We start from the raw sequence: 13,208 nt of genomic DNA, 5'->3' as shown, positions 1-13,208 counted from the left end.
CAGTGGGGCGGCTTGAGGTAGCACGCTTCGTACGGCCTTCTACGGCTTGTGGTGGCAGTGACTTATTTGTCGATTTCGTGGGTTTCTATTTACTACCATCGCATTGTGTTAAGCAGCTCTGATGGGGCGATGGATATGGAACAGACTTACTTTTTCTGGCTGCTACAAAATCGACCCCACCCTCTAGCCATTCCCAGAAATCGGCGGGGCCAGGAACTGGCTGGATCGAGTGATGTAGAATACGTCGCCTGCTCACACCTTCAGTTTATTAACCGCCGTGCATGGTGGCAGTACTTTGGTGTGCACAGGTCTTGATTTACAGCACCACATCTCGTTCTCCCAACGCAATTTCTAACATCTGTCCTGGAGATAGTCTTTGCGAGTAATCCGCATCACTAAAGTACTTATCCGGTGAGAAAGTCAGCCAACACCGAAATTGGACACTGCTAGCGGAGGGCGGCCTAGGTGTCGGAAGGTGGGTCTGTCACTTTTCTGGGGCGTCTTTACATGAACCTCAATGGGAATTTCTCATTTTAAATCAGTGCCTTGCAGGGAATCCAAAAAATGCCAGCTTAACTAGATAAGGATGATCCTTAACTCATCGTAATAATGAGCGGGGGAGCATTGACAAAAGTCTCCAAAATATTATTCTAAATTCGGAGTTCTTGGCGTACAACAGTATGCATGAGGGCAAAAAACAGGAAAGGAAGACCAGTTTTATGAGCAATGTTGATAATGCCGAAGAGAAATTAAAGGTTTTGCTTTCCGATATAAGAGCGAATATAGCATCGATTGAGAGTGAGGAGGATGCTAAGGTCCAAATCATAAACAGGATGTTTAATGAATGTCTGGGTTGGTCTTTCACTAAATTTTCATGTGAGAAAGAGCACGCATCTGGTTTTTCTGATTATTTGATGAGGATAGGCGAAGAGCCATCGTTGATAGTTGAGGCTAAGAGAATTGGCATTCTTGAAATAGATTCAGCGGTTATTGATAAGCTACGAACTCTTAAGATTTCTGGTACATCATTAAAGAAATCGATGCCCGGGATACAGCAGGCTTTTATGTATGCCAGCGACGCGGGTATCCCTGTTGCAGTCGTGACTGATGGCCTTCGTTGGATTGTATTCAAAACTTGGGTGCAAGGTTCAAGCTACAAGGAAAAAGAAGCTTTTGTATTCCCGTCTTTGGAAGCAGTAGAGAATTCGTTTAGTACTTTTTATGATTTGCTGTCTTATAGCTCGTTTGTGGATAAGACGTATAATCTATTATTTGATGGTGTTCATAATAGCCGTCAAAATCTGAGCCTGCCTCTCAAGGCACCTGTTGAAGTGGATGAAATCGGTATTCTTCAAAAGTCGTCCATTGCCTTTGATTTAGAAAAGATATTTAATGGTTTTTTTACTCAGCTAACCGGCGATCAAAACTCTGAAATCATGAATGAGTGTTTTGTTGAGTCGAATGAAAGTCGAATTGCAGACTACTCTCTGGAAAAAATAACCAATAGCATTTTAAACAATATGCCGACTGATAATAACCGCGTCGGCAGTGAGCTAAGTGAACTAATTAAGGGCAATGTTCAAGCTGAGTTGGCCTCGGATTCCGACATGTCGGTGTTTATTGTTGGCCCTACAGGATCGGGAAAAACAACCTATATAAATAGGTTTTTCTCAAAAATTCTTCCATCTGTAACTCGAGAAAATTGTTTAACATTGAGCATTAATTGCTTAGATGCGACTGGTGATGAGGGAACTGTCGCGGCCTGGATTACTGAGGAGACTATAGTATCCTTAGAGAAAATCTTATTTGAAGAAGGATATCCTGAATACAATGATCTTCTTGGTATGTACTTTAGCCACTATAGAAGGATGGCTGCTGGGCATTTTAAGAAAATCTACGAAAATAACAGAGAGTTATTTGATGAGAAGTTTTCCGCTTTTCTTGAAGGAGAGGTAAGAGCAAATCGCGAAGGTTATCTTGAAAGCTTACTTCATTTTGCGATTCACAATCGAAAAAAGCTTCCGATCATAATTGTTGATAATACAGACGAATTTTCGCTAGAGTTCAAGACTAAAGTATTCCAGCTTTGCAACTCTTATAGGCGAAAAGTTAAGTATTGTATGCTTATGTTTCCTGTTACGGACAAGTCAGCCTGGAGCTTTTCCAAAACTGATATATTCACAATTCACCAATCTCGTTCTTTCTTTTTGCCGACACCATCTCCAAGGGAGGTCTTTAGAAAGCGAATTGAGTTCCTTAATAAGAAGCTAGTTACTGCTGATGTTGCGGAGAAAAAAGAATATCTAACTAGCAAAGGTATTAAGATCGAGCTGAAGGATGTCAATAAGTTTGCTCAGGTTTTGGAAGATGTCTTTGTTGAGAATGATTTTACTGCTAAAACGCTGGGTGAGCTAACAAACTACAACATCAGATCAATCATGAGTCTTTCTAAAAGAATCATAACATCACCTGTTATGAAGATTGAAGACCTGATTGCTACTTACGTAACAACTGAGCCAATAAGCTATAATAAGTTTATCGATGCTTTAATACGTGGTGATTATGAAGCCTATCGGGGTGTGACGGGCGAAGACGGTGGGGTCATATCGACATTTAAGGTCAATTCTTCAAAAGTTCACTCCCCGCTTTTGATGCTGAGAATTCTTGCCTTGTTAAAAGCAACAAGAATCACTGGCAGGGATGTGGAGGAAAGACATTTAACAGTTCATTCTGTGGTGCAGTACTTTGAAGCAATTGGGGCAGACGTAGTAGACCTGCAAAGGTGTCTAACGGAGCTAGTCTCTCTTAAACTAGCTGAGCCCTACGACCCATCCGTTAGTGTGCTTAGCGACAATCAAAAGCTGGCTATTACTTACAGGGGGCTAGCTCATTATGATCTATCCACTAGGAATAATGTGTATTTTTATCAGATGGCTGTCACCACTGGTATAGCTGATCCAGAGACCGCATCGAATATCCGGCAAGTTTACAAATCTAGCCGATCTTTCGTAGATAAGAGCTCCGCAGTTAAGAAGCTCTTCTCGTTCTACTTGCTGAGCGAAGACGTAAAGTTTATAGCTTCCACGCAGGATAGAGAGCAGTTTGACTGTCAAAGAGAATTGCTTAGAGATATTAAGTATTTCGGTATTGGTAGAGCTGCACGTCAGGGTAGTGAGATCGAAAGGTTTACTGAACTGCTTGGGAAGCAACTGATTGGGCAGGTAGCCAATTATGATCCTGAAAAAGATTTTGGATTTATGTCTATCAAGGAGGTTGGGCAGGACGTCTATTTTAAGAGAGCTAATCTTAAGGTGGATAGTGTAGATGATATTTACGATTCGGATGTCGTGCACTGTACCTTGGGTAAAGGGCCAAAAGGAATTGTGATTGATACCATCGAGAGTCTTGTTGAGGGCAGGAATAACCTGCAAGAAGAGGGTTGCGTAATTAAGGCTTATGACTCAAAGCGTGGTTTCGGTTTTGTATTGGTGGGCGAGTCCTCTAACGAGGCATTCTTTCATCGAACAGCTTTTCCACAAAACTTTTACGAGCGGATTAAGGTAGGAGTAGAGTTTATGGCGGAGATAAGATCGAAAGAGGATGGAAAGTTGCAAGTTAGGCGTTGCATTGGGTTGCTCTGAATCGCGTGTGTTTTGTTTTTCAGATGTAAGCCCCCTATTTCTTAAGAGGAATTGGGGGCTCAGTAGTAAAATTTGCTGGAGTTTAAATTCAATCAAAGGCGTTGTTAAGCGTCATCCGTCACGGTTTATTGTGCTCAGTTGCTTATAGTAGGGGATGCCTTTGTTCTGTATGTACTCGCGTACAACCAAGGTGTAAGCATCGGCATTCTGTCGTAAATGATGTTGACGTCAGAGGCAGCGCTAGTACCGCCTGCCGCCATCTAGCCCAGCTGTTTGTTAAGTTCCTTGTTATCTTCCATAGATGTACCAGTAACGGGAAATGCTTGCTGTCGAATGTTCCAAGTGTCAGTAATCTGGTCAAGAGTCTTGCGAGCAGCAGCTAAATATTGAGAGTTGTGTCTGTTTTATAGTTGGGTTCTTGTGTTAGGTCTTGCTCTGGAAGTATCACCAGTTAACGATTTCCTCTGCTGCTTCCTCGTCTCTTTTTTAGGGCAAAAGATAAATTTCGAGCCAAGCAAGATGACCAATGGTCTTTTTTGAAATGAAAGACCAGCTTATATTTAGTGAGTCTTCGAGCCCGTGCGTCAGGGATTAACGGTGTCCCTCACCATTCCAGATGCAGCGTTCGGCATGGTAATATAGAGTTTTGCCGTGCTTGGGGAAGCTTGTGGGTATCAAGGAATATTTGAAAAAACTGCCATGGTGGGGGCAATTAATTGGAGCCGGGCTTTTGTTCGTCGTCGGCCAAATCGCTTCCACCGTTATTCAAACCGGCAGTCTTCCTAACTGGCTGTCTAATTCGATTTCATGGATTTCTCCTAAGCTTTCATCAGCAGCTAGTGTCCTCATGGCAAAGACCTTCCCTCTTTGGTTTGTGTTGCTGATGGGCTGCCTAGTAGCGTTAGGTGCGGGATTTTCTGTCCTTATCGTTGGTAGAAAGTATCGAGGAATTAAACATCAGTTCGACGCTCTCCACCACAGTAATAGTGAACTTATGCAGGAGCATAATACGCTGAAAGAGGCGAAGGAAGCTATTGCGAGGGAACTTTCAGATTTGAGGAAAACCCATGCAGATGTATCTGGTTCTCTAGCCGGTATGAAAAGCCAGCGTGATGATGCGCTTAATGAAGTGAAGCGTCTTAAGAGTAAAAGTCCAAGCCTGCTACAGGGTTTCGCTTCCGCAGCTCCTCATGATCAGAGTCCGCGCTCGACGATCCTTGGAACAAGTTTTCCGAGAGGTATTAGGGTTCTGTCTGAGAAAGAGAGGCAAGAGCTCGACTGTGCAGATATTCTAGATAATGTGATGTTGTGTACAATTAAAGAATCAGCTGCCAGTATTGAGGATATTCAAAAATTAACCAGCCTGCCCGTACAACAGCTTGAGTCATGTCTTAAAATATTGAGCAATAATAATTATGTTCAAGCGATTAAGTTTGGTTGGCGCCCTCGCTATCAACTTACTCCAAAAGCTAGGAAACACTTCAAGTGCAAGGAAAATGGTATAAAGTCTGAGTTGTCTTTTGTCATGGGAGATAGCTTGTTGTAGGGCTGGGCTACTCTATATTCACACCCTAGCCTGAATTGGGCAATTCACGACACTACCAAGGCTAGGGTTCTGGTAGTACCGCTCTAGGGCGATGCTGCTACAAAGCCCTGGAAGGCTTAGGGTGTCCTTGTGTACATATGGAATTCTTGCTTATAAGTGCTGACGGTCTTGTTGCTGAGGAACATGCCTTTGGCGATTTCCTTGTTAGTGCGACCTTGGGCAAATAGTTGCAATACCATTAATTCCCGGTCATTAACGGCTTTGAACAGTTCCAGCTCCGTGTAGCGCACATCATCGCTGCGCACCGGGTTCAGGGCCTGACTGGGGAAGTAGTTGTAACCGGAAAGAACAGCCTTGATGGCGCTGACCAGTTCACTCAGGTCTTCCTGCTTGCACACATAACCCGATGCGCCGGACTGCATGCAGCGAATGCCGAACAGTGTGGGGCACTGCGCGGTCAGTATCAGTGTCTTGAACGGAGAGCTCATGGCATTGAAACGGGCCAGAACTTCCAGACCGTCCAGCTTCGGAATGCTGATGTCGAGAATGATCAGGTCGGGGGCGCATTCACGAACCATTTGCATGGCATCGACCCCGTTATCGGTTTCACCGACGACTTTGTAACCTTCATGTTCCAACAACATTCGAACGGCAAGACGAATAACGGGATGATCGTCGACGATAAAAACGGAGTTCATATAAAGTTCCATGCGGGCGCGAATAAAGGGCGCACCTTAGCTCAGTTGGATGAGCGGTCGCATGAAGCCCCAGTGCTTCAGTGGCAATCTAGGATTGTTCCTACAAGTAAAGAGGAATAAGACTACGCGTGAACTAGTTTTGGCTTAGGTAGAGAGTAGGGTTTCAAGTTCGGCTTTCATATTGCAAGACAGTGCCATTTTGAAGAAGCAGCTTGTTTAATGTTTGTCGTCCATCCGTGGATTGTTGTTTCGGGTTTTGACGGCGACATAGAGTGCAACTGTCAACTTGAAGCAGGAAGCTTGTTGCGCTCCCGCAATTCGCGCCCGACCGGTCAAGGCTTTGAACGGTCGGGCAGCGACTCAATGACTGGAACGCCCCGTCATTTCCAGAGCCATGTCACTGGCGTAGCTGTCGGTCATGCCGGCGATGAAGTCGATCATGCGCAGGAACGATGCGTGCAACGGGCCGTGTGGATCTGGTGCGTTGTTGCCCAGCAAATCGAGAATCCTGCGGCTCTTGAAGGACGGTGTACGGCCGTTGTGCTGTTCAAGGGCGGCGCCGCAAAACGCGTTGAGCAGAATTTCCAGTGTTGTGTAGGCACCGATCTCATGCAGGGTCTTGCGTTTGTCCTGAAAGATTTTCTTTCGGGCGATGTCCTTGGCATTCAGCACGCAACGTTTGGCCGGACCATGCATGTGCTCCACAAGATCACCATGCAGCGTCCCGGCCAGCAGTGCGTCCTGTTGCTCGACGAAGGCCCGGGCGGCGGCGTTGGTCAGGTGCTCGATGGCCTTGCCCCGCAGGATCGCCAGTTTGCGCCGGCGTGAATCCAGCGGACCCAGTTGCCGATAGGTTTCCGGCAGATCATCGCCGACCAGACCGAGCAGCAGCGACTCGACCTCGGCGTATTCCAGCAACTCCATCTCCAGGCCATCTTCCAGATCGATCAGCGCATAGCAGATATCGTCCGCCGCCTCCATCAGATAGACCAGCGGATGACGGGCCCAGCGTTGCTCCTCAAGTTGCGGCAGGCCGAGCTTGTGGGCTATTTGCTCCAGCAGAGGCAGCTCGCTCTGATAGCAGCCGAACTTGTGTTTCTTGTAACCCAGAGAGTCGGCGTGACGGGCGGTCCACGGGTACTTGAGGTAAGTGCCGAGGGTCGCGTAGGTCAACCGGGTGCCCCCGTCGAACTGGTGATATTCCAGTTGCGTGAGAACCCGGAACCCTTGGGCATTGCCTTCGAAATTCAGGAAGTCCCCGCGCTCGGCATCACTCATCGCATCCAGCCAGCCGCGTCCGGCGGCCTGCTGGAACCAATGGCGAATGGCGTCTTCGCCGGAATGGCCGAAAGGCGGATTGCCGATGTCATGGGCCAGGCAGGCGGACTGCACGACCATGCCCAGGTCGCTCGGTTCGCACCATTCGGGCAGTGCGCGACGCAGGGTTTCACCGACGCGCATGCCCAATGAACGACCGACGCAACTGACTTCCAGCGAGTGGGTCAGGCGTGTGTGGATGTGGTCGTTGCTCGACACGGGATGCACCTGAGTCTTGCGGCCCAGGCGGCGAAAGGCGCCGGAGAAAATGATGCGGTCATGATCTTTGTGGAACGGGCTGCGGCCGAGTTCCTGCGGGCTGTGCAGCGGCTTGCCGAGACGTTCGCGGTTGAGCAGGGTTTGCCAATCCAAGGCTGATTCTCTCCGTCGGGTGACTGGTGCCCTAGCTTCCCGGTTCGGGCGAGTGTCTGCAAGCGCAACTACAACCCGGCGGCGTCGATGTCGATCAACAGCAGGCGCTCGCCATTGTCGAAAAACTGTCCGGCGGTCAGGCAGTACTGGTTGCTGGTGGCATCGCGGTAGGTGTTGGAAAGCGTCAGCCGGCGTTCTTCCCAGCCTTCGGCCAGAAGATGGTAGAAGTAGGGGCGCCAGGACCAGTTGTGGCCCAGATAACGGTTGTCGGCGACCCAACCACTTTGGCGCCATTCCAGATTCGGTGTCAGTTGCGTGCCCTGGCGATCGCACTGATAAAACCGCAGCAACCACGGAAAGGCATCCAGTTGCGGCAACGCACTGAGCGGTGCATGGGTCTGGGCCCAGGTCTGCAGGATCGTCATCAATTCGCTGAGCTGTTGACGCATGGTCATCAACTTGCCGCGTTCGACGAGTTTTTGCTTTACATAGGCCTGGCGCAGTTCGGCGAAGCGCTGGACGAAAGCGTCCGTCGCGAAAAATGCCTCCTGTGCCCGGGCGAACAGAAAACCCTGCACGTAGCGTGAACCACATTCCAGCGCGAAATTCAGCTGCGCTGCGGTCTCCACGCCTTCGGCGATGATCCGGCAACCGGTCTTTTCCGCCATCTGCGCCAGTGCCTTGACCACATCGCTGCTGGGTCCGCCGAGAGCTGCGGCCTGAAACAGACGCATGTCGAGCTTGAGGATGTCCGGCTGCAACGCCAGCACGCGATCGAGCTGTGAATACCCGGCGCCGAAATCGTCGATAGCGATCCGCGCCCCGGCATCCCGATAGCGCGCGACCACTTCGGACAGGCGCTGACTGTTGCCGCCCAGCTCGGTGATCTCGAAGACAATCCGCTGCGGATCGACGCCATGCCGGGCGAGTTGTTTGAGACTGGGCAGCGCCTGGTCTGCGCGCAAGCGGCTGATCCAGCGCGGTGACATGTTGAGGCTGAGAAACCAGTCCGGCGGTGCTTCGTGAAATCGGCTCAACGCATTGTCACGAATCTGCCGGTCAAGGCGGCGCAAAGCGGTAGCGGGGGTTCGCGGGTCGGCGAACAGCGGCCCGACCGATGTCAGTTGCCCCTGCGTCTGGCGCAATCGACCCAGTGCCTCGACGCCTGCAATGCGTCCGGTAGCGGTATCGATGAAAGGCTGAAAGCAGGCGAGCGGTTGCCCGTCGATCACGGGGCCTCCTTGGTCATTGTTGTTCTGGTCGAGTCCTGCCCGCCAGAAAGGCGAACGGGATTGAATCTCCGTGTGAAGAGATTCAATCCCGCCAGCAGTGCAAGAATGCAGCCAGATGTGGAGCTCAGCGTTTGCCCGAGTTCTGCATCACCAGTTTGATCAGCGGCGCAAGGCTGGTGCCGAGGCGGATCAACCGACTCAGACCGCCGACGCCACCGCTTTTCGCACCCTTGCCGGTGAGAAAGCCCAGCAGCGTCACCGCCGCCACGCCCCATAAAGGCGCGTGCTTGATGCCGAAACCGTCCTGCAGGTTTTGCGTCATGCCACGCATGCGATGCAAGGGCTGCAGCACCTGGCCGGTTTCGTGGCGGATTTCCTGACGATGCATTTCCATGCGCAGGCGGATCAGGGCCTTGCGCATTTCCCGGCGTGAGCTGTTGTGCGGAAGTTCAGGCAGGCTCATGGCAGCAGGCGCTCCCGGTCGTTGGCCAGCTCTTCCAGGGTGCCGTGGAAGGGCGAGGATTCATCGAAGATCGCAGCCTTCAGACGCAGCCCGCAGAAGATCGCCGCCAGGGTGTAGAACACACACAGGCCGATGATGGCGGCAAGTCGATACGTGTCCCAGAACACGATCAGGACGAGGGTCGACAGGCCCACCAGCAACAGCAGTGCAAACACCAGCGCGAGGCCGGCGAACAGCAACAGGCTGACGGTTCGTGCCTTCTGTTCCTGCAGCTCGATGCCGAACAATTCGACGTGACTGTGCAATAGACCGAGTACGGCTGCACCCAGGCGCCGTGTGGAAGAGGCAGTGCCCGCAGTCGGGCCCGATTCACCGATCGACATGATCAGCGCCGCGTGGCCAGCAGGCCGATCAGAAAGCCTACCCCGGCGGCGATGCCCACCGATTGCCATGGATTGGCCGACACGTAATCTTCAGTGGCGGTGACCGCAGCCTGTCCACGCTGGCGCAGGGTGTCTTCGGTCAGCTTCAGGGTTTCCCGCGCGCGCAGCAGACTTTCATGGATCTGTTCACGCAACTCATCAGCCTGGTCACCGGCCAGCGTGGCGGTGTGTTCCAGCAACCGTTCGGTGTCGCTGACCAGGGTCTGGAAGTCGTTCATCAGGATTTCTTGAGCAGTCTTTGCCTTGGTGCTGGCCATTGGGGATCTCCGTAAGTGGCGGTCTGAAGCGGCTTCTGAAACTTTCGAGTATGAGCCTTGCGTGAAGGTTCAGTACAAATGACTGGTACATCTTTTGCTGTGTCGTGGTGCGTCATACGGCATCAGTGCGCTGTTGCCGGGCGCGACACCGGGAAATCATAGCCCGGATGATACGGGTTCAGCTCAGGACATCGACCTCGTGCGCCAAAGCGGTTCAGCGGCCCCTTGGGTTCGTGACTGCGCGGTCGCAACTTGGTGCATGAAATGTCTGCATGAACCGATTTGGTGCCTTTTTCAGCCTTGGGTCTGCCTCTTCATGGAAAATCTGCAAAGCGCGGTGGATACGCTCGTTCACAGTTCCAACACGTTGTTCATTCTTATCGGCGCGGTCATGGTGCTGGCCATGCACGCCGGTTTCGCCTTTCTGGAGGTCGGAACGGTTCGACAGAAGAATCAGGTCAACGCCCTGTCGAAGATTCTCAGCGACTTCGCAGTGTCGACGCTGGCCTATTTCTTTATAGGCTATTGGATTTCGTACGGGGTGACGTTCCTGCAACCGGCGGCGGTGCTCAGCGCCGATCATGGTTACGGGTTGGTGAAGTTTTTCTTCCTGCTGACGTTCGCAGCGGCGATTCCGGCAATCATTTCCGGCGGCATTGCCGAGCGGGCACGGTTCGTTCCGCAGTTGTGCGCGACGGCGCTGATCGTTGCATTCATCTATCCGTTTTTCGAGGGGATGATCTGGAACGGCAACTATGGTCTGCAAGCCTGGCTGGCCCCGCGATTCGGCGCCGCGTTTCATGATTTCGCCGGCTCCGTGGTGGTTCACGCCATGGGCGGCTGGCTGGCGCTGGCGGCGGTGCTGTTGCTGGGCCCGCGCAACGGCCGCTATCGCGATGGCCGGTTGGTGGCCTTCGCGCCTTCGAGCATTCCGTTTCTGGCGCTGGGCTCGTGGATCCTGATTGTCGGCTGGTTCGGCTTCAACGTGATGAGCGCGCAAACCCTGCAAGGCGTCAGCGGGCTGGTGGCGGTCAATTCGTTGATGGCGATGGTGGGCGGCACGGTGGCGGCGCTGATCGTCGGGCGCAATGACCCGGGCTTTCTGCACAACGGCCCGTTGGCCGGTCTCGTGGCGGTGTGTGCCGGCTCTGACCTGATGCATCCGGTGGGCGCGCTGGTGACCGGTGTGATTGCTGGCGCCCTGTTTGTCTGGTGCTTCACGGCAGCGCAGGTCAAATGGCGGATCGACGACGTGCTGGGTGTCTGGCCGTTGCACGGCTTGTGTGGCGTGTGGGGTGGCATCGCCTGCGGGATCTTCGGCTCGACCGCGTTGGGCGGGCTTGGCGGCGTCAGCCTGATCAGCCAGTTGATCGGCACGGCGTTGGGCGTGCTGGTCGCGCTGGTCGGCGGTTTCGCCGTGTATGGTTCGATCAAGGCGATGCATGGTCTGCGCCTCAGCCAGGAGCAGGAGTATTACGGCGCTGATCTTTCGCTGCACAAGATCGGCGCGGTGAGCCAGGACTAGGTCTCTTCATCTTCGGCACCCGGGTAAAAACCATGCAGCAGGCGATAGCGGTCGATGCGCACCCGATCGACTTTCTCCTGCACCTGGTGTGCCGGCAGACCAAGCAGAATCAAGGCATGAGAGGCAAGCATCAGGCTTGATTCCAACAACTCCGGCACCACTTCGCTGGCGCCGGCGGCTTTCAGTTCGGCCCACTGGCTGTCATCGCGGGTGCGTACCAGAATCGGCACTTTCGGGTTGAGTCGCCGGGCTTCCTTGAGCACCCGCAAGGCGACATCGCTCTGATCCACGGCAATCACCAGCAATCTGGCGCGGAGCAAGCCGACCGCGGTCAGCAGGTCGGCGCGGGAGGAATCGCCGTAATGCACGTCGCGTTCGACGGTTGCCGCTTCCTGTATGCGCACCGGGTCATTGTCCAGCGCGACATAAGGCTGCCCGGCATTGCGCATGAAGCGTCCGATCGACTGACCGACACGGCCGTAACCGCAGATCACCACATGCTGGTCGAGGCCGGCATTAAGGGCGCTGATTTCCTCGATCTGTGCTTCCTGATTGGGTTTGCGGTGCAGTGCGGCGGCGATGCGCGGTGCAGCGCGGAGCATCAGCGGCGTCAGCAGCATCGAGCAAAATGTCGCGGCCAGCAGAAGGGCACCGAGGTCGGCGGGCATCAGTTGATTCTGCTGCATCTGCGCCATCAGGGCGAAACAGAACTCGCCTCCCTGAGCCAGTGCCAGGCCGCTGCGCCAGGCGGTTTCATTGTCGTTGCCACGCCATTTCACCAGCAGCGCCACCACTGAGCCCTTGATCACCAGCAGACCCAGAGTCATGGCGAGAATCAGCAGACTGTGGCTGGCGAACAGTTGCAGGTCGATCAGCATGCCGATGCTGACGAAGAACAGGCCGAGCAGGATGTCGCGGAACGGCCGGAGATCGGCTTCGATCTGGTGCCGGTAATGACTCTCCCCCAGCAGCATGCCGGCGAGAAACGCGCCGAGGGCTGGCGACAGACCGAGTAGGTGAGTCAGCCATGCCGTGAGCAATACGATCACCAGCGCCAACAGCACAAACAGCTCGGCCGAACGTGATGCCGCCACTTCCTGGAACAAGCGCGGCAACAGCCAGCGACTGGCCAGCAGCAAACCGAAAAACAGCACCACGGTCTTGATCAGTGTCAGGGGTAATGCCCAATACCAGGCCTGATCGCTGCTTCCGGCAAATACGGGCACCAGTGTCAGCAACAACACGGCCACCACATCCTGAAACAACAGGACGCCCACTGCGTTCTGGCCGTGGCTGCTGAAGATTTCTCCGAGGCTGCCCAGTTCCTTGGTGACGATGGCCGTTGATGACAACGAAAGGCCCGCGCCAAGTAACAACGCCGGCGTGAAGGGCATGCCCAGCAGCATCAGCACGCCTCCCAGCAAGGCCGTGCTGATCAGTACTTGCTGACTGCCCAGGCGAAACACCACCTGGCGCAGGGCAATCATTTTCGACAGGGAGAATTCCAGTCCCAGGGAAAACAACAGAAACACCACACCCAGTTCGGCAAGGTCAGGCAGATGCTCGCTTTCGTTGATCCAGTCGAACGCCTGCGGGCCGACCATCAATCCCACACACAGATATCCCAGCACTGGCGGCAGACGCAGGCGTCGGAACAGGGCAATCACTACCAGGGACGAGGCGAGAATGATCAACAGGTTGGCGAACACAAGAC

At 53.1% G+C, this 13,208-nt stretch carries 10 protein-coding genes; 3 read left to right on the top strand and 7 right to left on the bottom strand.

All coding sequences use genetic code 11. The features are described 5' to 3' along the window. Positions 1 to 719 precede the first annotated feature (719 nt). Both J5M72_RS11065 and J5M72_RS11060 read left to right on the top strand, forming a co-directional pair. Complete coding sequence (locus J5M72_RS11065; RefSeq protein ID WP_207865468.1) at positions 720 to 3,641, top strand: cold shock domain-containing protein; 2,922 nt, start codon at positions 720 to 722, stop codon at positions 3,639 to 3,641. Positions 3,642 to 4,308: 667 nt separating this feature from the next. Beyond that, positions 4,309 to 5,187 (top strand): hypothetical protein, encoded by an 879-nt coding sequence (locus J5M72_RS11060; protein ID WP_207865467.1) that lies wholly within the window; start codon positions 4,309 to 4,311, stop codon positions 5,185 to 5,187. 116 nt (positions 5,188 to 5,303) lie between these two features. Here the strand turns inward: J5M72_RS11060 and J5M72_RS11055 are convergent, their stop codons facing one another. The 6 genes from J5M72_RS11055 to J5M72_RS11030 form a co-directional block, all read right to left on the bottom strand. Continuing rightward, positions 5,304 to 5,885: a response regulator transcription factor gene (locus J5M72_RS11055; RefSeq protein ID WP_207865466.1), complete on the bottom strand. Its 582-nt coding sequence runs from the start codon at positions 5,883 to 5,885 to the stop codon at positions 5,304 to 5,306. 360 nt (positions 5,886 to 6,245) lie between these two features. Then, positions 6,246 to 7,574, bottom strand: a complete 1,329-nt coding sequence (locus tag J5M72_RS11050) for a deoxyguanosinetriphosphate triphosphohydrolase (RefSeq protein WP_169431306.1) — start codon at positions 7,572 to 7,574, stop codon at positions 6,246 to 6,248. A gap of 68 nt (positions 7,575 to 7,642) precedes the next feature. Then, positions 7,643 to 8,806, bottom strand: coding sequence for an EAL domain-containing protein (locus tag J5M72_RS11045; RefSeq protein ID WP_207865465.1), 1,164 nt, complete (start codon positions 8,804 to 8,806; stop codon positions 7,643 to 7,645). Between the two features lie 124 nt (positions 8,807 to 8,930). Further along, positions 8,931 to 9,269: a hypothetical protein gene (locus tag J5M72_RS11040; protein ID WP_169431304.1), complete on the bottom strand. Its 339-nt coding sequence runs from the start codon at positions 9,267 to 9,269 to the stop codon at positions 8,931 to 8,933. After that, positions 9,266 to 9,652, bottom strand: coding sequence for a phage holin family protein (locus J5M72_RS11035; protein ID WP_065257074.1), 387 nt, complete (start codon positions 9,650 to 9,652; stop codon positions 9,266 to 9,268). Before J5M72_RS11035 ends, J5M72_RS11040 begins: the two co-directional genes overlap by 4 nt. Positions 9,653 to 9,654: 2 nt before the next feature. Then, positions 9,655 to 9,969, bottom strand: coding sequence for a YqjD family protein (locus J5M72_RS11030; protein ID WP_134827653.1), 315 nt, complete (start codon positions 9,967 to 9,969; stop codon positions 9,655 to 9,657). Positions 9,970 to 10,285: 316 nt separating this feature from the next. On the opposite strand from J5M72_RS11030, the gene J5M72_RS11025 reads away from it, so the two are divergent. Continuing rightward, positions 10,286 to 11,494 (top strand): ammonium transporter, encoded by a 1,209-nt coding sequence (locus J5M72_RS11025; RefSeq protein ID WP_207865464.1) that lies wholly within the window; start codon positions 10,286 to 10,288, stop codon positions 11,492 to 11,494. Here J5M72_RS11025 and J5M72_RS11020 read toward each other — a convergent pair. After that, complete coding sequence (locus tag J5M72_RS11020) at positions 11,491 to 13,203, bottom strand: monovalent cation:proton antiporter-2 (CPA2) family protein (RefSeq protein ID WP_207865463.1); 1,713 nt, start codon at positions 13,201 to 13,203, stop codon at positions 11,491 to 11,493. The genes J5M72_RS11025 and J5M72_RS11020 overlap by 4 nt on opposite strands. Positions 13,204 to 13,208: the final 5 nt, after the last annotated feature.

The organism is Pseudomonas sp. 58(2021), assembly GCF_017491585.1.
In the GTDB taxonomy this organism is placed as follows: Bacteria; Pseudomonadota; Gammaproteobacteria; order Pseudomonadales; family Pseudomonadaceae; genus Aquipseudomonas; species Aquipseudomonas fluorescens_BT.
Note: the sequence above shows the minus strand (reverse complement) of the source record. Positions and strands in the feature narration are given on the sequence as shown.